This window comes from uncultured Campylobacter sp., from assembly GCF_938039205.1.
Lineage (GTDB): Bacteria > Campylobacterota > Campylobacteria > Campylobacterales > Campylobacteraceae > Campylobacter_A.
The window spans coordinates 12199-32141 of sequence record NZ_CALHVM010000044.1 but is presented as its reverse complement, the minus strand read 5'-3'; the positions used below and the strand labels follow the sequence as shown (position 1 = coordinate 32141).

18 protein-coding genes are annotated in these 19943 nt (G+C 45.7%); 10 read left to right on the top strand and 8 right to left on the bottom strand.

Annotated features, from left to right (window positions below; all coding sequences use genetic code 11):
• Positions 1-64: 64 nt before the first annotated feature.
• From Q0394_RS05700 to thiC, 3 genes are all read right to left on the bottom strand, one after another.
• The gene (locus tag Q0394_RS05700; protein ID WP_295147135.1) at positions 65-331 is read right to left on the bottom strand and encodes an ACT domain-containing protein; all 267 of its coding nucleotides are present in this window, start codon (positions 329-331) and stop codon (positions 65-67) included.
• 77 nt (positions 332-408) lie between these two features.
• Entirely contained in the window at positions 409-1509 is a 1101-nt protein-coding gene (locus Q0394_RS05695; RefSeq protein ID WP_298946049.1) for an Mrp/NBP35 family ATP-binding protein, read from the bottom strand.
• Complete coding sequence (thiC, locus tag Q0394_RS05690; protein WP_298946047.1) at positions 1499-2833, bottom strand: phosphomethylpyrimidine synthase ThiC; 1335 nt, start codon at positions 2831-2833, stop codon at positions 1499-1501. Before thiC ends, Q0394_RS05695 begins: the two co-directional genes overlap by 11 nt.
• 99 nt (positions 2834-2932) lie before the next feature.
• On the opposite strand from thiC, the gene Q0394_RS05685 reads away from it, so the two are divergent.
• The 4 genes from Q0394_RS05685 to Q0394_RS05670 all read left to right on the top strand — a co-directional run bounded on the left by Q0394_RS05685 (position 2933) and on the right by Q0394_RS05670 (position 7364).
• Complete coding sequence (locus Q0394_RS05685) at positions 2933-4063, top strand: bifunctional 2-C-methyl-D-erythritol 4-phosphate cytidylyltransferase/2-C-methyl-D-erythritol 2,4-cyclodiphosphate synthase (protein ID WP_298946045.1); 1131 nt, start codon at positions 2933-2935, stop codon at positions 4061-4063.
• An 18-nt stretch (positions 4064-4081) separates the two neighbouring features.
• Positions 4082-5008, top strand: coding sequence for a response regulator (locus Q0394_RS05680; protein WP_298946043.1), 927 nt, complete (start codon positions 4082-4084; stop codon positions 5006-5008).
• Entirely contained in the window at positions 4986-6170 is a 1185-nt protein-coding gene (locus tag Q0394_RS05675; RefSeq protein ID WP_298946041.1) for a sulfate adenylyltransferase, read from the top strand. The genes Q0394_RS05680 and Q0394_RS05675 overlap by 23 nt, the downstream gene beginning before the upstream one ends.
• 696 nt (positions 6171-6866) lie before the next feature.
• Positions 6867-7364, top strand: a complete 498-nt coding sequence (locus Q0394_RS05670; RefSeq protein ID WP_298946038.1) for a phosphatidylglycerophosphatase A — start codon at positions 6867-6869, stop codon at positions 7362-7364.
• Positions 7365-7535: 171 nt separating this feature from the next.
• Here Q0394_RS05670 and Q0394_RS05665 read toward each other — a convergent pair whose 3' ends face one another.
• The 3 genes from Q0394_RS05665 to Q0394_RS05655 form a co-directional block, all read right to left on the bottom strand.
• Complete coding sequence (locus Q0394_RS05665) at positions 7536-7967, bottom strand: fatty-acid--CoA ligase (RefSeq protein ID WP_298946036.1); 432 nt, start codon at positions 7965-7967, stop codon at positions 7536-7538.
• Positions 7967-11044: a cytochrome c biogenesis protein CcsA gene (ccsA, locus tag Q0394_RS05660; protein ID WP_298946033.1), complete on the bottom strand. Its 3078-nt coding sequence runs from the start codon at positions 11042-11044 to the stop codon at positions 7967-7969. Before ccsA ends, Q0394_RS05665 begins: the two co-directional genes overlap by 1 nt.
• 85 nt (positions 11045-11129) lie before the next feature.
• Positions 11130-11693 carry an alpha/beta hydrolase gene (locus Q0394_RS05655; protein ID WP_298946031.1) on the bottom strand — a complete coding sequence of 188 codons (564 nt, stop codon included), beginning with the start codon at positions 11691-11693 and terminating at the stop codon, positions 11130-11132.
• Between the two features lie 300 nt (positions 11694-11993).
• Between Q0394_RS05655 and phsA the strand changes: the two genes are divergently transcribed.
• The 5 genes from phsA (at position 11994) to Q0394_RS05630 (ending at position 17727) form a co-directional block, all read left to right on the top strand.
• Complete coding sequence (gene phsA, locus Q0394_RS05650; RefSeq protein WP_298946029.1) at positions 11994-14282, top strand: thiosulfate reductase PhsA; 2289 nt, start codon at positions 11994-11996, stop codon at positions 14280-14282.
• A gap of 10 nt (positions 14283-14292) precedes the next feature.
• Positions 14293-14862, top strand: coding sequence for a 4Fe-4S dicluster domain-containing protein (locus Q0394_RS05645; RefSeq protein WP_298946027.1), 570 nt, complete (start codon positions 14293-14295; stop codon positions 14860-14862).
• Positions 14855-15826 carry an NrfD/PsrC family molybdoenzyme membrane anchor subunit gene (gene nrfD / locus Q0394_RS05640; protein ID WP_298946026.1) on the top strand — a complete coding sequence of 324 codons (972 nt, stop codon included), beginning with the start codon at positions 14855-14857 and terminating at the stop codon, positions 15824-15826. Before Q0394_RS05645 ends, nrfD begins: the two co-directional genes overlap by 8 nt.
• Positions 15827-15950: 124 nt before the next feature.
• Positions 15951-16619, top strand: a complete 669-nt coding sequence (locus Q0394_RS05635) for a response regulator transcription factor (protein ID WP_298946025.1) — start codon at positions 15951-15953, stop codon at positions 16617-16619.
• On the top strand, positions 16603-17727 hold the full coding sequence (locus Q0394_RS05630) for a HAMP domain-containing sensor histidine kinase (RefSeq protein WP_298946023.1): 1125 nt from the start codon (positions 16603-16605) through the stop codon (positions 17725-17727). The genes Q0394_RS05635 and Q0394_RS05630 overlap by 17 nt, the downstream gene beginning before the upstream one ends.
• On the opposite strand, the gene Q0394_RS05625 is transcribed toward Q0394_RS05630, so the two are convergent.
• The gene (locus tag Q0394_RS05625; protein ID WP_298946020.1) at positions 17724-18575 is read right to left on the bottom strand and encodes a cache domain-containing protein; all 852 of its coding nucleotides are present in this window, start codon (positions 18573-18575) and stop codon (positions 17724-17726) included. The two genes, Q0394_RS05630 and Q0394_RS05625, sit on opposite strands and share 4 nt — an antisense overlap.
• The gene (locus Q0394_RS05620; RefSeq protein WP_298946018.1) at positions 18568-18939 is read right to left on the bottom strand and encodes an HIT family protein; all 372 of its coding nucleotides are present in this window, start codon (positions 18937-18939) and stop codon (positions 18568-18570) included. The genes Q0394_RS05625 and Q0394_RS05620 overlap by 8 nt, the downstream gene beginning before the upstream one ends.
• Positions 18940-19069: 130 nt before the next feature.
• On the opposite strand from Q0394_RS05620, the gene Q0394_RS05615 reads away from it, so the two are divergent.
• On the top strand, positions 19070-19798 hold the full coding sequence (locus Q0394_RS05615) for a tetratricopeptide repeat protein (RefSeq protein WP_298946016.1): 729 nt from the start codon (positions 19070-19072) through the stop codon (positions 19796-19798).
• The last annotated feature ends 145 nt before the right edge of the window (positions 19799-19943 follow it).

Genomic DNA, 19943 nt, shown 5'->3' with positions numbered 1-19943 from the left:
CGAAATTTTGCTCCTCGATCATCGCGATCGTTTCGGTTACGTTTTTGATGTCCATATCGGCGCCTTAGATGTTGTGCATGGCGTCGAATATCGCCGAGCTTTGGATGTTGATCTTTACTTTTAGCTTTTCGCCAAGCTCGTTTAGCTCCCCCTTTAGAGCCGTGAAGTCCTGCTTTTCGTCGCTGGAAACCACCGCCATCATCGTAAAAAACTCGTCCAAAACCGTCTGGCTGATGTCGTCTATGTTTAGCCCAAGCTGCGCGAGCTTGGCCGAAACGCCCGCTACAATGCCAACCTTGTCCTTACCGATCACCGTTACGATCGCTTTCATCGTCGTTCTCCTAAATTTGTAAATTTGCGAGAGCTAAAGCCCAAATTTGAGTAAATTCGGGCTTTAGATTTTAAATTTTACTTCGAGCAAGCACTCTTACCGTCCATCACGGGCTGGATAGACGAGTTGTCCGCGCCGCCGTCATTGTTGATATTTTCAATTATCTCCCATAGTCTAGCCGCCGCTTTTTCGTAGCGTTTGGCCGTGACTGAGTTTGGCTCGTAAAAGCTCACCGGCTTACCGCTATCGCCGCCCACACGAACAGCTGGCTCGATAGGGATTTCGGCTAGCACTTCGGTACTATAGGCTTTTGCCACTTCCTCGGTCGTGCCTTTGCCAAATATATCATACTCCTTGCCGCTTTCAGGGCAGATAAATCCGCTCATATTTTCTACGATGCCCGCGATCGGGATGTGAAGCTTTTCAAACATATCTAGCGCGCGCTTGCTATCATCTAGGGCTACTACTTGCGGAGTCGTGACGCACACGCCGGCCGTCACAGGCACGCTTTGAGCTAGGGTTAGCTGCGCGTCGCCCGTTCCCGGAGGCATATCGAGAAATAGCACGTCCAGCTCGCTCCAAAATACGTCTTTTAGCAGCTGCTCGATAGCTTTCATTATCATCGAGCCACGCCAGATGAGGCTCATGCCTTCTTCCATTAGCACGCCCATACTCATCATCTCGACGCCGTGAGTTAAGATCGGTTTTAGCTTGTTGCCGACGACTTGCGGCTGCGTGCCTACTTCGCCCAGCATTCTAGGGATATTTGGGCCATAGATATCGGCGTCTAGGATGCCTACTTTTTTGCCTAGCTTTGCCATCGAGATAGCTAAATTTAGCGTAGTAGTGCTCTTGCCCACGCCGCCTTTGCCAGAGCTTACCATTACGAAATTTTTGATTTGCGGAGCGATGTTTTTACCGCTTTGGCTGTTGCTTTTTTCCTCGGGGATTTTTGGTTGGATGATGTTGATGATGCACTCGTTTGAGCCCATCACGCGCTTTATATCGGTTCGCAGCTCGTTTGCTACGTCCGGATTTGAGCTTACGATCTCGACCTCTATTAAAATTTTATCGCCGATTTCGACGTTTTTTACGAATCCAAAGCTCACGATATCTTTCTCAAAGCCCGGATATATCACGCCTTTTAGTCTATTTAAGACATCCTCTTTACTTAACATTTTTCTCCTTCATTAGATTTTTTGAAATTTTATACGCGCAAAATTTAGGCCCGCACATCGAGCAAAATTCCGCCTTTTTAAACGACTCTTGCGGCAAGCTCTCGTCATGCAGCTCGCGCGCTCTTTCAGGATCCAGGCTTAGCTCAAACTGCCTGTTCCAGTCAAAAGCGTATCTAGCGTCGCTCATCGCGTGATCTCGCTCTATGGCTCCAGCCTTGCCTAGCGCGACGTCGGCTGCGTGAGCGGCGATTTTATGCGCTACGATGCCATCTCTGACATCGTTTGCGTTGGGCAAACCAAGGTGCTCTTTAGGCGTCACGTAGCACAGCATCGAGGCTCCGTAAAAGGCCGCCATCGTCCCGCCGATAGCCGAAGTGATATGATCATACCCCGCACCGATGTCCGTAGGTAGCGGCCCTAGCACGTAAAATGGCGCGCCGTGGCACAGCTCGCGTTCGATTTTCATATTATACTCTATTTGGTTTAAAGGAATATGACCCGGCCCTTCGATCATCACCTGCACGTTTTTCTCCCATGCGCGCAGCGTCAGCTCGCCTAAAACCCGCAGCTCGCTAAGCTGAGCCTCATCAGTCGCGTCGTATAAGCAGCCGGGGCGCAAGCCGTCGCCAAGGGAGAGCGCGACGTCGTGAGCGGCGCAAATTTCTAAAATATCATCAAAGGCCTCGTAAAACGGGTTTTCTTTATGATGGTGCATCATCCAGCTAGCAGTTAGGCTACCGCCGCGACTAACGATACCCATCTTTCGCTTTGCGACCAGTGGCATAAATTTAAGCAAAAAGCCCGCGTGTATAGTAAAGTAGCTAACGCCTTGGCGCGCCTGTTTTTCGAGCGTTTTTAGGATGTCGCTAGCGGTTAAATTTTCGACCTCTTTTATATCATGGATGATCTGATACATCGGCACGGTGCCTATAGGGACGGTCGAGTTTGCGATTATCGCGCTTCTAATGGCATCTAGATCGCCGCCCGTGCTTAGATCCATGACCGTGTCGGCGCCGTATTTTAGGCAAATTTGCAGCTTTTCAAGCTCGGCGCAGATATCGCTGCTTAGGCTCGAGTTGCCGATATTTGCGTTGATTTTGGTTTTTGCCTCTCTGCCGATCGCCATCGGGAGCAAATTTTCGTGATGGATGTTGGCAGGGATTATCATCTTGCCTGCGGCGACTTCGCTTCTAACGAGCTGGGGATCTAGCATTTCAGCCTGCGCTACGTAGTTCATCTCGGGCGTTATGACGCCTTTTTTAGCGTAGTACATCTGCGTCGGAGTTTTGTCGGCGGAGTCAAATTTGACCCGAAATTCTTTCATGTTTCGCTCCTTAAAATTTTGGTTCTAATCTTACTCAAAAAAGATAAAAACAAGCTTTTGGGATGTATAATATCGTAACACTTCGCCAAAGGAGAAATTTTGCTAGACGTTACGCTGATAATGCTCGGAGCCGGAAGCTCCAGCCGTTTTGAAATGCCCGTTAAAAAGCAGTGGTTGCGCGTCGGAAGCGATCCGCTATGGCTCTTTGCGGCTAAAAATTTAAGCTCGCACTACGCTTTTAAGGAGATAATCGTCGCCTCAAACGAGGAAAAATATATGAGCAAATTTGCCCCGTCGTATCGCTTCGTAAAGGGCGGCGCGACCCGTCAAGAGAGCCTAAAAAACGCTCTTAAGCTCGTTCAAAGCGAATATGTTTTGGTTAGCGACATCGCTCGTCCGATGATTAGCGCCGAGCTTTTCTCGCGTATAATGGGCGGCATCCAAAACGCCGACTGCGTCGTGCCTGCGCTAAAAGTGCCAGATACCGTTTATCTAGGGTCCCAGGCCGTCGATAGAGAGCAGATCAAGCTCATCCAGACGCCGCAGCTCTCGCGCACAGCAATGCTAAAAAGCGCGCTTGAATCAGGTCAAATTTACACCGACGATAGCTCGGCGATAGCGGCTGCGGGCGGTAAAATTTGGTACGTGCAGGGCGATGAAAACGCGAGAAAAATCACATTTAAAGACGACCTTTCTAAAATTTGCGGCCTTGGTGCGCCGTCAAGTGAAATTTACGTGGGAAACGGCTTTGACGTGCATGCCTTTGAAGAAGAGAAAAAAGAGGGAAGTTTCGTAACAATCGGCGGCGAGAAAATTCCTTTCGAGCGAAATTTAAAGGCTCACTCCGACGGCGACGTAGCTATTCATGCGCTCATAGACGCGGTGCTAGGAGCGGCGGGACTCGGTGATATAGGCGAGCATTTCCCCGATACCGACGATAAATTTAAGGGAGCGGACTCTGCTATGTTACTAAAAGAAGCATATAGACTCGTTCAAAGCGTCGGATTTGAGCTTATTAACGCCGACGTCACCGTCATAGCTGAGAGGCCAAAGCTTAGTAAATTTAAATCCGCGATGGAAATAAACATCGCAAATGCGCTAAATTTAACCCCGAGCCGCATAAACGTAAAGGCCACGACGACCGAGAAGCTAGGCTTTACGGGGCGAGGCGAGGGCATAGCCGCCACGGCGTCGGCTAGTTTAAAAATTTACGACTGGACGCAAAAATAAAACGACGAAAGTAAAAAAATGAGAGTTTTGATAATAGAAAACGAAATCTACCTAGCCCAAAGCATCGCCTCGAAGCTGGAAAATCTAGGCTATGAGTGCGAGATCGCAAGAAGCACGGCGGAGGCGATGAAAAGCGAGCCCGAGCAGAAGGCAAAGGATGGCGGCAAGGACGTACACTTTGACGTGGTGCTGCTCTCTAGCGCGTTTGCGGGCGATGATACGCTAAAAATCATACAAAAATTTAAAGACTCCGTCGTCATCCTGCTCATCACCTATATCAGCAACGACACCGTCTCGATCCCGATAAAAGCGGGTGCTAGTGACTACATACAAAAGCCGTTTATGATCGAGGAGCTAGTGCGAAAGATCAAGCATTTTGAGGAGTTTAGGCGATTGCAGACATTTATAAAGACCTATCAGGACTACTTAAACTATCATTTTAAGGCGGTTTCGGCGCTAAATTTCGACTTTAAGCGCATAAAGCTGCCGCTTCTCATAAAGTGTAATAAAATGATAAACGCCGATAACTTTGTTTTTGAGTACGCAAAGGCGCTAAATTTGAGCTTTAAATACGTCCCGCTAGAACCCGGCATCGACGTGGAGGTAATAGCCGCGGCAAATCCGCGCACGCTTTTATATTTTTCAAATTTTCAAATTTTACGCCAAGAGGCCAAAAATCAGATCGTCTCTCTCGCGGCCAAACGCAAGATCATCGCAAGCTCGACCAATCCGAACGAAGAGACGCCGATGGAGACGCTAAACATCACAAGCGACGAGAAAAATTTCCAAATCGACGAAATTTTGACGATCGACGACTACATAAAGCATATCATCGTAAACTATCAGGACAAATACCCCGACACCGAGCTTAGCAAAAAGCTAGGCATCTCGCGAAAATCGCTTTGGGAAAAGAGGAAAAAATATGACGTCGTCAAGAAAAAATAACGCCGTTTGGATAAACGACGAGGCTTTTGGCGCGCTTGATCTCATAGAAAATCAAATTTTTAGCAAATTTAACCGCCTGATGAACGAAAAAGAGGCGAACGAGATCTACGAGACGGGCTTTTTGGCCGGCGAGCCGATGCCATATACTTTCGTATTTGCGCCACACGGCAAGCGCAATCAAGAAACGATAAAAAACGCCTCAAAGGGCGATCATATCGAGCTTATCAACGGCGGTAAGGTCGTGGGGTATATCGAGGTCGGCGAGGTTTTTAAATTTAACACCGAAAAAAGCTCGCAAAATATCTTTCGCGCTAACGAAGCCGCGCCCGCACAGCAAAGCCAAAGCGGCGAACTAGCCGTGAGCGGCGAGATAAAAATCTACGACGACAAGCTAGCTGAAGTAAGAAAACTTATCGAAGAGGTCAAAAGGGAGCAAAACGTCCGCAAAATCTCGGCGATCATGCTAACCGCGGAGCCATTTAACCGCGCGCACGAGCGCCTGATCAGGATGACGATAGATAGCTCCGATCTGGTGTTGCTATTTTTACTAAAAAGCCACGGCGCGGACGAGATGATGAGCTTTTCTCTCAAAAAAAGCGTGCTAGAATACTTCATCCAAAACTACGTCCCCAAAAACCGTCTGATCATCGTGCCTTTTGAGAACTCAAATCTCTTTAGCTCGCACCTAAACCCGACGCTAGAGTGCATCGCGGCGCATAGACTGGGCGCCCATAAGCTCATAGTTGGGCAAAATCACGCCGGTATCGGGATGTTTTACGATCACAACGTCGCTCACACGGTGCTAGAACGCTATAAAAACGATCTAAATTTAGACATCGTCGTGCTGCCCGAGCTCGTCTACTGCGACGAGTGCAAGACGCTAGTTAGCACTAAGACCTGCCCGCACGGCCAGCATCACCATATCAAATACCACGCCCAGACGCTAAAAACGCTACTGCTAGCGGGTATCTTGCCGCCTGCGATTCTCATGCGGCGCGACATCTCGGCGATGATACTGAGCGAGCTTTTTCCGAACCGATTTGAAAATATCCAAAAGCTTTGCGACGATCTTTTTCCTAGCAACGGGCTGCTCGAAAAGCAGACGGAGAGGGAGTTTTACGAAAATTTGATGAAGCTTTATCAGACGACGTCGCTGACTTAAATTTGCTTTTAGCTTTTACTGCGTCGAAATATCGTTTATTGCTGTATGCATGCGTTGTTCATTTGGCGCTTTTTTGCTTAATTTTAGCTTTTATACTGCGGCTCGTTTTGAGAGAGATTTTGTGCAGTTTCGCTGCGCTTGAGGTCGCTTTTCAGGGGCAGCAAATTTGCAGTGCGAAGCAGTGGAAGAGTTAAATTTAGCTCGGGAAACTACGCGTTTTGTCGCCGCTAAAATTTACTGAGCGAGTGCTTGCATTAGCGTTGCGAGCTGACCGTTTTGCGATATCTTATCTTTGCTTTTGCGTTCGAATTTGCAAATTTTACTCGCCGAGACCTGCACCGCAAAAACTCTAAAATTTGACGCTATACATTTATTGCGCGGAGGGTAGCGCGGTTTGTTTGGCGTAAGGCGTCCGTGCTTTGATTGACGTTAAATTTGACGATATTGCACAGCGTTGCGGCGAATTTGTATTGTAGTTTGGAAATTTTAAATTTGATTGCTGAAAGTATGGATTGAAATTTGCGGTTGTAAAATCTAATAAATTTAGCGCATTTTGCCGTCAAATTTGAAAATATCCGAAATCCGCGAAAATTTGGCGTCCGAATTTTGAAATTTGCGCGTTAAATTTGCTAAAATCGCACTAAAAATCGGCGAACAAAAGCACTATATTATTTAAATTTGATTTCAAGGAAAAATATGCAAAGGTTATTTTTAACGTTTTTTGGCGCTGGGCTGAGTCCTAAGGCCCCCGGTACGGTGGGCTCGCTAGCTGGCGCAGTTGCGGCGTATGGATTTTTGATGTTTTTGCCCGCTTCCACGCTGTTTTTAGTTTCGATTTGTCTTTTTTTATATAGCATCAAGATCATCGACGATTATGAAGCAAAAACCGGCGTGCACGATCACGGCAGTATCGTGATAGACGAGGTTGCTGGCGTTTGGCTGGCGATTTCTATCAGCGGCGCCACGGCGGTGCAGTTTGCGCTCTCGGTTCTGTTTTTTAGGGCGTTTGACATCCTAAAGCCATCCGTGATCGGCCGCATCGACAAAAACGTAAAAGGCGGGCTGGGCGTGATGGGTGATGATATGCTAGCAGGGCTTTTTGCGGGGCTTCTTAGCGCGATTTGCTACGAGGCTATGACGAAAATCGGACTAGACTACGAGTGGATTAAATTTGAGCTGCCGTTTGTGAAGTAAGTTTATTTGGCGATTTTTAGGTGGTTATTAAAATCAAATCCCATTAAAATTTACCGCCTAAGTACTCTATATTAGTTTGTGTGTTTTTAGGGGGGGCTATTTACGGGAGTCTTTGGTTATCTAAAATCAGAACTCAATAGTAAATTTAAAACAAAATAAATTAGCTAGAGTTTATTTTTTTGTTTTCGACATACCTTTTTGCTCGTAGGCATCGATCTCTCTTGCGTATTCAGGATTTTTCTTTTTTAGTTCGTTAGTCATAAAAGCTATTAGTTTGGCGTCGGCATTTTTATGTGAAGCTATAGCTAGAATAAAATTTAAATACTCTTTTGCATCCTCGGGCGCCATGCCGTCTTTTTTAGGCGGTAACCTAAAATTTGAATAAAATGTCCTCAAAATAGAAAATAACTTATTTTTGCTAGTGCTTGGATCGTTTGCTACGGCGAGTAAATCATCTAGTGTGATGCCTCGATTGGCGGCTTCTTTTGCCGCATTGTTGGCTGCGATTTTGTCGCTACCTAGCTTAACCGCCATAAAAATAAGGGAAGCGACGAGCATCAAAAGAATCGTCGCTAGAATTATTACTATAGTAGTTTGATTCATTATAGTTTCACCGTTTTATCTGGTTTTCTAAAATACGCCACAACAGCTATCAAGACCATCAAAAGCGCGCCCACCCACACAAAAGTCGGCACCGGCACCGGCTCGCCAGCAGCATACGAGTGCATACCGCTTAGGTAGAAGTTTACGCCAAAATAGGTCATTATGATCGACCAATAAGCAAACATCGAAGTCACGGCAAATGCGTACTGGCTGTTTAGTTTAGGGATAAATCTGATGTGTAAAACCGCTGCATAAACTAAAATAGAAACCAGCGCCCACGTCTCCTTACTATCCCAGCCCCAGTAGCGACCCCAACTCTCGTTCGCCCAAACGCCGCCCAGGAAGTTGCCCATCGTAAGCAGGCTAAGACCCAGTATCATCGCCATCTCGTTTATACGCGTGGCTTCTAGGATATTTCGTGAAATTTCCTTATGCTCTTTGCCACCTTGCATAGCAAAAAGTACGAGCGTAAACATACCCAGCAGCGAGCAAAGTCCCAAAAATCCGTAACTAGCCGTGATAACCGAGACGTGGATCGTTAGCCAGTAGCTCTGAAGCACAGGCACTAGAGTGGTGATCTGCGGATCCATCCAACTAAGGTGCGCGACAAATAGCGTAATGCCCGCTAAAATCGAGGTTAGAGCCATAGCTATCGGACTTTGGCGTGAGAACACTAGACCTGATAAGCTAAGCGCCCAAGCGATGTAGATCATCGATTCGTAGGCATTGCTCCACGGCGCGTGCTCGGCGATATACCAGCGTATACCGATGCCAAAGGTATGCAGCAAAAACGCTAAGATATTCACGCCGTAAACTATACCAAAGAGCCATTTTATATTTAGTTTAGGCCTTGCCATCTTAGCAAACACGAAGCATAAAAGCCCAAATCCTGCCAAAAGATATATCGGCGTTAGCGACTCGAAAATTTTATACTCGTTAAAAAACAGCTCCATCTCGATGCGTTTTTCGCCCGGGATGACCGCTTTGCCGTATTCTTGCTGATAGGTTTTGATCTCGGCTAGAGCTTGATTTGCACTGCGCCAGTTGTTGTTTTCTGTAGCTTCGGCAACGCTAGTGAAATAGCTTCTTAGCATTCTGCCGATCGGCTCGCTCTCGTTTTTAGGAAGATACATCATGGCTGAGGCTATACCGTACCATTTGTTGTTCGGGTCGTCCATCTTTGGAAACATAGTAAAGACTTCGCCTATAAATACCATATAAAGGATATTTAGGCGCTCGTCCACTTTTTGCAAGTCTTTATCAAACGTACCTCGCTCGCCCGGAGTTTTGCGGTTTGCGGCTTCGGCAAATTTGTTTAGTTTGTAGATGATTTTACCGTCTTTATCGCTTGCAAAAAAGTCGTTATAGCTCGCGTATTTAGCCTTTTCGTCTATGCCGATTAGTTTTTTTAGCTCTTTATTTCCGACGTAGATTATTGGCACGTCGCGCCAGTACGGGGCGTTTACCATCATCGAAAGTATGGCTTGGTTTGCATTTAGGCCGTCTAGCGTATCGCTGCGGTGGATCTTGTTTAGAATTTCCCTTGCGACAGTGTCAAAAGGCTTCATTCTGCCGTCGGCGCTTTGGATAATTAGCGTAGAGAGCTCTTTTGCGTGGTTTGCATCGATGTTTCTAGCGTTATCGGCCGCGTAGGTTTTGCTCGGAGCAAATGCCGCAAAGCAGGCTACTAGAACAAAGCTCGCGACTTTTTTAACGGCATCCTCGTTTATCATTTTAGCTAGTTTTCTAAAGCGAGAGCGAGGATTTACGACGTTGAAAAATAGTCCCAAACCCAGCAAAAAGTAGCCGATGTAGGTCGGAATCTTACCCGGATCGCGGTTTACGGATAATACTGTGCCAAGCTCGTCTTGGTCGTAGCTGCTTTGAAAAAATCTATATCCGTCGTGATCTAGTACGTGGTTCATGTAAATTTTATACGGGTAGTTTCCGGTCCTAGGGTCCTCGACGATGACGTCGCTAGAGTAGCTCATCGGCGAATTTGAGCCTGGATAGCGCTTAAGTTCGAAGTCCTCAAGTTTTAATGAAAAAGGAAGCTCGACCATCTTTGAGCCCCAGTAAACGTTGAAAAGTACGCCGTCAATCTTAGCTTTAGCCGGTATGTAGCTGTTTTCGTAGAGCATGAGCTGCTGCGTCTGGCCGTCAAACGTCAAATTTGCCACCAATGCGTCATACTCGCCGTTTTTGCTCACGACTCGTTTGGCAGCTTTTGTTAGCAATGATTTTGGTACGAAATTTACATCCGTGACCGTATAGAGCTGCATCGGTAAAAACTCGGTCGCTTTGTCTTTTTCGTACTCGCCTTTTTCATTCGTCGCCATCGTAAAGTAGCCGATATTTTGGTTTGAAGTTAGATAAAATTTGCCATCTTTTAGCTCGATTTTGACGAAATTTTCAAGTAGCGGCTGCGCGTCGAATGCAAAGCTAACGCCGCCCACCTCGCGAGTTTCGCCCGCTTGCAGGCTTATTTCTTCTTTTGAGTCGGGGCTTGATACTGCAAGCCTAACGAGCGGCTCGCCTTTGTCTGCTTCGTAGTACTCGGTTTCGGCCTTTTTATAGTATCCGTCAAAGGTTAAATTTGCTTTTTTGCCCGCGATTTCAAGCGGCAAGTTAAAATCGTTTGAACCGATGGAAGTGATTTGTTTCGGGATTGAGTTTGAGTAAATTTGACCGTCTTTTTCGGCGGCGATTTCTATCCTGGATATGGATCCAAATACCGCGTTTGAGGTTTCGTTTTCTCTGATGTGGATGTTGCCCTCAAAGCCTAGATATCGCGTCATCGCCGCGCCTAAAAGCATAAACAAAAAACTAACGTGAAATATCAAAACGGGTAGTTTTTCTTTTCTTAAAAGGTTGTATCTAAAAATATTGTAAGCTAAATTTATGCCTAAAAGCACCTGTACCAAAGCAAACCAACTCGCTCCGTAAACCGCTGCCCACGCGCTTTTTGTGTCGTAGTAGCTTTCTATTATCGTTGCCGCGCCGCTACCGATAGCAAATATAATAAGTAGCACGACGGCCGACGTCATACTGAAAAATAGGGATTTTAACTCGCTCAAAACATATCCTTGAACATAAATTTAGTAAATCAAAATGCACATTATAGTAATTTTTTTTAAATAATCTTACTTTTTAGTTATTATTTTATGATAATTTTTCGTCTTTAAATTTAAATAAATTTAATATAAACTCAAATTCGTTAAAGCCGTCCGCGCTCATAAAGTGTCCGCCTTTTTCAAATATATCAGGTGCCACGTCTAAATTTCGCGCTACCTTTAGACTAAGCTCGCAAGGCACGATATAGTCGTCTTTTGCGGCTATTACTCTTATAAAATTCGTCGCCGTTTTTATCTTTTTGTAGTCGATTTGCGGCTCGCAAAACTCATCTAAAATCGCAAATTCCTTAATCGGCTCGTCAAACGGCGATATGAGGACTAGACCGCCAAATTTTGGTAATTTTGCAAAACCGCTAAGAAAATTTAAGCTAGTTATCGTGCCCAGGCTGTGAGCGATGATGAATGAATTTTCGCCTAAATTTACGTTTTGCTTCATCGTTTCTAGCCACTCGTTTAGCTTTGGTGTTTGCGGGTTTGGCATCTTTAAAATTTCCACCTCGGCAATGCCGCGCATATTTTCTTTAAACCAACCAAACCAGTGGCTTTGCGGCGAGGCGTCGTAGCCGTGAATGATGTAAATTTGCTTTTTCATTAAATTTGCCTTTTTGAAAAAATACGCGAATTATATACAAATAAAATTAAAATAATTTTTGGCTGGAACCGAAAGAATACTTTTTAAGTTATAAATTTAAGCAAACAGCAGCTCAAATATCATCATCTCTTAAAATTTGATATTTATAAATTCGGTAAATTTGAAGTTAAATTTAAGCTTTTTCCCTAAAAAACGAAATGGTCGTTATCAATTAAAATTTATATTGATACGAAAAATTTACGTATAATTTACGTTGATTATTTAAGATTTCGGCAAATTTATTTCAAAAAGGGAGAAAAAATGGATACTTCGAGGCGAAATTTCTTAAAAGCATCCACCGCCACGGGCTTGCTTGCGGTGACTTACGCGCCCGGTACTTTAGGCGCGGTCGGCGCAAAAGCGCTAGAAGGCGGCGATAAGACCGTTTATAGTTTTTGCGAGATGTGCTCTTCTCGCTGTCCTATCGGGGCCAAGGTCGTAGACGGCAAAAACGTCTTCATCCAAGGCAACGGCAAGGTAAGCGGCACGGCGACTTCCGTGTGCGCAAGGGGCGGCAGCGGGCACAATCAGCTCTACGATCCGCAGCGCATCGTAAAACCGCTCATCAGAGTAGGCGAGCGCGGCGAAAACAAATGGCGCGAGGCGGGCTGGGACGAGGCGCTAGATCTAGTCGCTAAAAAAATGCTAGAAATCAAGGAAAAATACGGTCCCGAGAGCTTTGTATTTACGGCAAAATCAAGCCAAACGCACAAGCTAATGACGACCTTTGCTAGCGCATACGGTTCGCCAAACTGCTTTTCTCACTTTTCCTGTTGTCCGATCACCTATCAGATGGTTTGCGAGCATATGTACGGCGATGCGAAGCTAAAAAGAGACTTCGGCAACGCAAAATACGTCGTAAATTTCGGGCACAATCTCTTTGAAGGCATCGTCATCGCCGACGCTAAAAAGCTAGCTAAAATGGCCGCAAAAGAAGATACCAAGCTGCTGGTTTTAGATCCGCGCTTTAGCGTCGTGGCCTCAAAAGCCGACGAGTGGCTACCCGTAAAACCGGGAACCGATCTAGCATTTGTTTTAGCCCTTATCCATACATGGATCAAAAATGGCACATACGATAAAGAATTTATAGAGAAATTTACGATCGGATTTGACAAAGTCGTAGAAGCGACCAAAGACACCACTGCGCAGTGGCAAGAAAATATCACGGGAATACCTGCAAAAACGCTCGAGCGAATCGCTGGCGAAATCTGGAAAGCCGCACCTAAGGTCATCATCGACTTCGGCCACAACACGACTACTACTAGAGCCGAGTATATCCGCACCAGAGCCATAATGACGGCAAATGCTATGATGGGTAACTGGGAGAAAAAGGGCGGAATTTTTGGCGGCAAAAAGGCTAAGCTATATAATACTTTAGCAGGCGAAGAGCTAATCCCAGAGATCACGAACCCGGACGCCGCGATAAAAGTGCCTAAAACCCCTAGGATAGACGGCGCCGGCGAGGACGGGGTAAATAAATTCGTTGGCAGGAGTCACGGTGTTTTGATGCAAATTCCGCAAGCTATATTAAGCCAGAAGCCTTATCCGGTAAAAGGCTGGTTTAGCATAAGATTTAATCATCCTATAAACGTCGCAGGCACTCAAACTACGATAGAAAGCCTTAAAAAGCTTGATTTTATCGTTTGTTCGGATATTTATATGAGCGATTTTGCGATATGGGCGGACGTGATACTGCCTGAGAGCACCTATCTGGAGCGCGACGAAGGCATCGAGGATAAGTCGAGCCAAAAACCTGCGTATATGATAAGAAATAAGGTCGTAGATCCCGTCGGCGATACTAAAAACGGCTACGATATCTTTAGAGAGCTAGCTCGCAGGATGAAGATAGACGAGCAGTACTCGGCAAATACGATGGACGAGTGGAGAATCAAGCAAGTAAAAGGCAACGCCGAGCTTTTAGCAAAGCTGGTTAAAGACGGCTACGTCACGTGGAAGGTGCCGGGGATTTTGTTTAGAGAAAAAGATAGCGTAAAAGAATTTACCAAAAAATTTCCTAGCGCGGCGCAGTTTGTCGGCGAAGATGGGCTGATGGAGTCGCAGGTCAAATTTAAAACCGATAGCGGCAAGATCGAGCTATTTAGCGAAAAGGTCGAAAAGCAGTTTCCGGGATACGGCTGCTTAAACGCCGAGGGCATGGACGTATTTTTCGGCGAGGAGCTTTGCCTAATGAGTGGCAAAACGCCGATACACACCAACGGACACACGCAAAACGTAGAATTTTTAAACGACTTGATGAGTAGCGCGCCCGTCTGGATACACCCTAATACCGCAAAAAAATACGGGCTAAAAGACGGCGACAAAATAACCCTGCAAAGCAAAACCGCAAAAGAAAAAGCAAGCGTGATGCTGACTGAAGGCATCAGGGAGGATACGCTTTTCGTCTATCACGGTTTTGGTCACGAAAGCGCGGGACTAAAGCGCACGAACGGCGCGGGAACTAATCAAAGCAAGCTGCTAGATCCTACCGTGATCGGTCCCGTCGCCTCTACGATGGTACGAAACGTCGGCGTCAAGATAATAAAAGCGTAAAGGAAAAAAGATGAAAAAAGCTTATAGAATGATACATGACGAAAATCTCTGTATAGGCTGCCAGGCTTGCTCGGTGGCTTGCAGGAGCGAAAACGAAGTGCCTAGAGGCGTTTTTAGACTTCAAGTCCATTCGCAGATAAAGGGCAAATTTCCAAATTTAAAAACCGACTTTAGCAGACACAGTTGCGTGATGTGCGAGGACGCTCCGTGCGTGGCGGTTTGCCCTACCGGAGCTAGCTTTCAGACGGCTGAGGGTATCGTGCTGCTAGATCACTCTACTTGCGTATCTTGCAAATACTGCATTCTAGCCTGTCCTTACGACGCTCGCTACGTCGAGCCAAAAACCGGCGAGATAGGCAAATGTACGTTTTGCTTTGAAACTAGAGTAAGCATTGGCGAGCAGCCTGCGTGCGTGACCGTTTGTCCGACCGATGCTTTGGCATTTGGCGACATAAGCGATCCAAACAGCGAAGTAAGTAAAATTTTAAATACCAAATCTCACTACTATCCTAAAGCCGAGCTTAAAACCAAACCCAAGCTTGCTATGATAGCTAACCGCAAAGGAGGAAGCCATGAATAATATGTGGGGAAGCGTAGCGCAATATAATGAAATTTACTGGCCGTGGCCGATAGCGGTTTATCTATTTTTGGCGGGTTTGTCCGCAGGCGCGATGATGGTTGCATTGCTTGTAAAGTGGAACTACCACAAAAAACAAGACGGTAGTATCTGGGACGCGATGGTAAAAGCAGGCGCTCTAGTGGCTCCTATAACGATCACCGTGGGCCTTGCGCTTTTGGTGCTTGACCTTGGCAAACCGCTTAGTTTTTACTGGATTTTGATTAAGTACAACTTTGGTTCGGTTATGTCTATCGGCGTTGCGTTATTGTTGCTTTATACGCCGCTGGCTTATCTTTTTGCGGTGATTATTTTCGAAGAAGAGATAGAAAAGTATAAAATTCTAGCGATTTTACGACCTATTTCTAGGCTGATTCGCTCTTTTGCGCCTCTTTCAAAGATAGTCGAGATGGCTCTTTTTGGCCTTGCGATCGGCGTTGGTATTTACACGGGCTTTTTGCTTAGCGCGATTACGAAGCTTCCGCTTTGGAACACGCCGATTTTACCGATTTTGTTCCTAACATCAGGCTTTAGCTCAGGCGTAGCGACAAACATCCTAGTCGGCCTTTTGTGCTTCAAACACCTTCTTAACGAAGACAACGTGAAGTATCTTTTGGTTATGGACTTGCGTGCCGTACTTTTTGAGATACCGCTTATTGCGATACTATTTTTGGGACTATATTTCGAGGGTGGAGCGAGTGCGGTTGCAGCTAAACAAGCTCTAAGCACTGGACAATACGCACTGATCTTTTGGATAGGCGTCGTGGGTATCGGTCTTTTGACCCCTATCACCATAGCGCTAACGGCTCTTAAAAATCACGCGTATAGAGTGGGCTACATCGTAGCAAACTCGCTTGTGGTTATCTGCGGCGTCGTTATGCTAAGATACTATATAGTTTATGCCGGTCAAGTTTTCACGGGCGCGTGAAATTTAGACTAAACTATACGCATTAGGCTCGGTAAACTCGCCGAGCCTTTTTAAATTCAGACGATCCAAAATCATTTTTAGCTATCATCTGTCTTAAAATATTGCAATAAAATTCGGAGAATTTATGAAAATTTTACTGCTTGAAGACGACTTTGTATATCGTGAGAGCGTTAGCGAATACCTAGAAAGCCTAGGCTACGAGGTCGATGAGGCCGCCGACGGCAAGGTTGCCTGCGATAAGATAGCGGCGGGCTTTTATCACTTGCTGATACTTGACATCAAGGTTCCGCACATCAGCGGACACGAGGTGATAAAATACGCCAAAGATATCGGCTGTGAAACGCCCATAATGATAATGACCTCGCTCGTGGATATAGACGATATGGCGGTCGGATACGAGCTGGGCTGTAACGAGTATCTAAAAAAGCCCTTTGAGCTAGCTGAGCTAAAATTTAGAGTAAACGAGCTAATGCGAAAATATCACGGCAGAGACGATAAAAACTTAATCGCGATCGATGAAAACTTTAGCCTCGATACCGCTAAAAAACGGCTTAAATTTAAAGGCGAAGCGGTTGAGCTAAGTACGAGGGAATTTGATATCATCGAGTGCTTGCTGTTTTATAAAAATAGCTTTGTCGGTATCGAGCGGCTGCGCGCCGAGGTATGGAACGACAAGGAGATCGATCCCGCCGACGTACGCATGCACATACTAAAAATCCGTCAAAAAACGACCCCAGAGTTTATAAAATCATCGCGCGGACTAGGCTACAAAATAGATGTTTCAAAATCTTAAAATCCCTATCTTAGCCACTTTTATCATCATGGCTTTGTTTATATTTCAAAGCTACGAGATTATAAATTTAAGCTCCAAAGACGAATACTCAAAAAATATGTTCGAGTTGCTGGAGTACGAGGGCAAAATCCGCAAAGCGCTCGATAAAAACGAGACTTTGCCTATTTCGCTTACCTATAGATACGGCGTTTTTGATCTCAAAGAAAAGCAGATCGTCTCAAATTTAGACGCGCGCCCGAGCGATTTAAAATTTATCACCCGCCAAGAAAACGGCCATCTTTTTTACAAGACCTATTTTAGCACGGACGGCGAGTTTTATTATCTCGTGCTAGCCAAAAAGCAAAACGCGGCTAGGATTCTATTCGTCGCGGCTCTAACTCTTGCCTTTGCGCTCGTGGTCGTATTTTTCGCGCTTTATTTGTCGTTTGTTAGCGGTATAAAGCCCTACAAAGACGCTAAAAAATATATGAATAATTTTTTTAACGACGCGATGCACGAGCTAAAAACGCCGCTGGGAGTCATCGGCATAAACCTCGAGATGCTAGGCCTTGATAACAAATACGTCACCCGCATGCGCTCGGCTCTAAAACAGATGCAAGTTACCTACGAGGACACCGAGTACTACATCAAGCGAGGATATATTTTATTTCCGCCAGAGATTTTAAATTTGAGCGAATTTAGCCTCGAACGAGCACGGTATATGCGCGGTATCGCGATGGCGAAAAATATCAAAATTTACGACTTTGTCGAGCCGAATTTACAAATTTTTATGAGCAAGATAGAGGCGGGCAGGCTGATCGATAACAACCTAAGTAACGCCGTAAAATACAGCCGCGAAGGAGGGATAATAAATTTACGTCTTTTTGAAAAAAGCGGCAAAATCATACTTGTAGTCGAGGACGAAGGCGAAGGTATAAAGGACACGAGTAAAATTTGGAAACGCTACGTTAGAGACGAGGGTGTGCAGGGTGGCTTTGGACTAGGGCTAAACATCGTGCAAAGTATCTGCGTGAAAAACGGCGTGGAGTATGGCGTGAAAAGCGAACTGGGTAAAGGTAGCGTCTTTACCTACAAATTCTCGCCATACTCAAAAAGCTTGCTTGACTAGTCAAACCAAACGCCCAGCTTTGCTAAATTTCGCTCTTTCGAGTCAGAGTTAAAATAAATCACGAAATATCCCACTCGCTCGCCCTTTGCATCGTTCATCGGCTGGACGGTAAAGGCGTGTGAATCCGTCTGATAAAATACGCCGCTTTTAAATTTTATATCCTTTAGCATTGGCAAGACGTTTAAATTTGCGTAGCTCTTATTTATAAAATGAAAGCCGTCGATGATGCCCTCGTCGCTGCTGTTTTGATACGGCGAGTCGGCGCTAGCGTCGAGTAGTACGAAAAGTCCGAGTCTTTGCTGTGCAAAAAAGTCGCTCAAATGCTTAAAATCAAGCAGCACTTCGATACTGCCGAGCATCATTTTGTCCTCAAATATCGGCGCGACCGACCTAATGAAAACTCCGGCGCGACCGACCTCGATGCCTGCTGCTACGCCGTTTTTAGCTTCGGCTAGCAGGTGGCGAAAGCTCGTTAGATCGTCGTTATACATCGGTATCCAGCTCCTAGCAAAGCTCCTCATTTCAGGCGTGTGGATGTGAAATTTGGCGTTTTCGTAAATCGGCACCTTGCTTAGCGTTTTGGTAAATTCGCCAAGCGTCTCTAGGCACATCTGACGATTATTTTGGCTCATGCATTTTTTCACGTGCTCGTTTTGCGCTAGCAGCGTCGCCACCGTCATCGCGGAGAGTTTTTCCTCTTCTATGTTTTTATTTAAAATTTGCGTTTGAAAGTCGAGAAATTTTTTGATATTTTCCGTCTGCGTCTGCTCGTCCCAGCGCGCCTTATAAACCATTAAAACGCCTGCTACTACGAGGATAGCGAGCGTTAGAAGTATTTTTTTATTCACGGGTTTTGCCTAGCTCGAGCGCTAAAATTTGAGAAAATTCGGCAAAATCAGGCAAATTTAGCTCGCTCTCGCGCTGCTTTTTGCCCCACATAGACTCGGGGAAAAAGCTATCGCTCTCAAACCTCGCCATCACGTGAAAATGCACGCGCGGCACGTAGTTTGCAAAGCTTGCAATGTTTATTTTGGTTGGATTATAAAATTTTCTCATTACTTTTTCGGCCGTTAAAACTGCTTCAAAAACTCTTTTTTGCGTCGCTTCGTCGCAGTCGGTTAGCTCCTTAAACGGCGTTTTGGTAAAAATTTTTACCCACGGTATCTCGCTCGTTTCTCGCTCGACTAAAATCAGCTCGTCTTCAAAAATCATTTTAAGCTCCTTTTTGATAGCGATTTTAGCCAAATTTGAATTTTAATCTTTTTAAATTTATACTTCAGGCATTTTGGCTTCGGCGCTTTACGGCGGTAAATTTATAAAATTTGAAAGGAAATTTGAGTTTATGAGATGTTTTATTTTGCTTGCGTTTTTTGCGGCGCTGGCTTTTGGCGGCGAGCTGGCTGATCTTAGCAAAGAGTGCAAGAAGGGAAACGATGAAATTTGCAAAAGGCTCTCGTTCGCGATTAAAAATTTAGAGCTTGCCTGCGATGAAGGCGGCGAGAAAAACGCGATGTATTGCGCGGGACTCGGGTATTTTTACGAGTTTGATAAGGTATTTACAAAAGCCGTGCGATACTATGACAGGGCTTGCGGGCTTGGCGCGGACAAAGCCTGCGTGTATCTGGGGCTGCTTTACCAAAGCGGGCATGGAGCGGCGCAAGATCACAAAAAGGCAAACGAGCTTTTTGCTAAAGCTTGCGAAAAAGGCGTAGGCGAGGGGTGCGCGAGCCTAGCGTATAGCTACGGCAAGGGGCTTGGCGTCTATCCTGACGGCAAAAAAACGAACGAGTTGTTTGCTAAAGCCTGCAAGCTAGGCGAGGAAACGGCGTGCTATAATCTCGCTCTAAGCTACGCGCTAGGTGGCGGCGTAGAAAAGGACGCGGCAAAGGCGGCGCAGATGTATGCGGCCTCTTGCGAGCGCGGGCACGTAGACTCTTGCGCCGATCTTGGGGTTTGCTATTTTAAGGGCATGGGCGTAGAAAAGAATAAAAACGCCGCCAAAGAACTTTACGATCGGGGTTGCAAGCTCGGGGAATTTAGCGCGTGCCAGTATCTAAAAAATTTGCGTTGAGGTAAGTAGGCAAATAGGCTTTATTGCTGTAAATTTAAAAATACAGCTAGCGCAGAGAGGTCTAGAGCTATTTGTGCAATTTTGCTTTTGAGCTAGCAGAAATGGTCGGAATAATCCGCCACAACTAACATTAAAAAGCAAAATT

Coding starts and splice junctions, on each gene's coding strand:
- Q0394_RS05630 (WP_298946023.1), top strand. CDS start 16,603: ATGTTTCAAAATCTTAAAATCCCTATCTTAGCCACTTTTATCATCATG.
- Q0394_RS05635 (WP_298946025.1), top strand. CDS start 15,951: ATGAAAATTTTACTGCTTGAAGACGACTTTGTATATCGTGAGAGCGTT.
- Q0394_RS05680 (WP_298946043.1), top strand. CDS start 4,082: ATGAGAGTTTTGATAATAGAAAACGAAATCTACCTAGCCCAAAGCATC.
- Q0394_RS05675 (WP_298946041.1), top strand. CDS start 4,986: ATGACGTCGTCAAGAAAAAATAACGCCGTTTGGATAAACGACGAGGCT.
- Q0394_RS05645 (WP_298946027.1), top strand. CDS start 14,293: ATGAAAAAAGCTTATAGAATGATACATGACGAAAATCTCTGTATAGGC.
- nrfD (WP_298946026.1), top strand. CDS start 14,855: ATGAATAATATGTGGGGAAGCGTAGCGCAATATAATGAAATTTACTGG.
- Q0394_RS05700 (WP_295147135.1), bottom strand. CDS start 331: ATGAAAGCGATCGTAACGGTGATCGGTAAGGACAAGGTTGGCATTGTA.
- Q0394_RS05670 (WP_298946038.1), top strand. CDS start 6,867: ATGCAAAGGTTATTTTTAACGTTTTTTGGCGCTGGGCTGAGTCCTAAG.
- phsA (WP_298946029.1), top strand. CDS start 11,994: ATGGATACTTCGAGGCGAAATTTCTTAAAAGCATCCACCGCCACGGGC.
- thiC (WP_298946047.1), bottom strand. CDS start 2,833: ATGAAAGAATTTCGGGTCAAATTTGACTCCGCCGACAAAACTCCGACG.
- Q0394_RS05665 (WP_298946036.1), bottom strand. CDS start 7,967: ATGAATCAAACTACTATAGTAATAATTCTAGCGACGATTCTTTTGATG.
- Q0394_RS05620 (WP_298946018.1), bottom strand. CDS start 18,939: ATGATTTTTGAAGACGAGCTGATTTTAGTCGAGCGAGAAACGAGCGAG.
- Q0394_RS05695 (WP_298946049.1), bottom strand. CDS start 1,509: ATGTTAAGTAAAGAGGATGTCTTAAATAGACTAAAAGGCGTGATATAT.
- Q0394_RS05655 (WP_298946031.1), bottom strand. CDS start 11,693: ATGAAAAAGCAAATTTACATCATTCACGGCTACGACGCCTCGCCGCAA.
- Q0394_RS05615 (WP_298946016.1), top strand. CDS start 19,070: ATGAGATGTTTTATTTTGCTTGCGTTTTTTGCGGCGCTGGCTTTTGGC.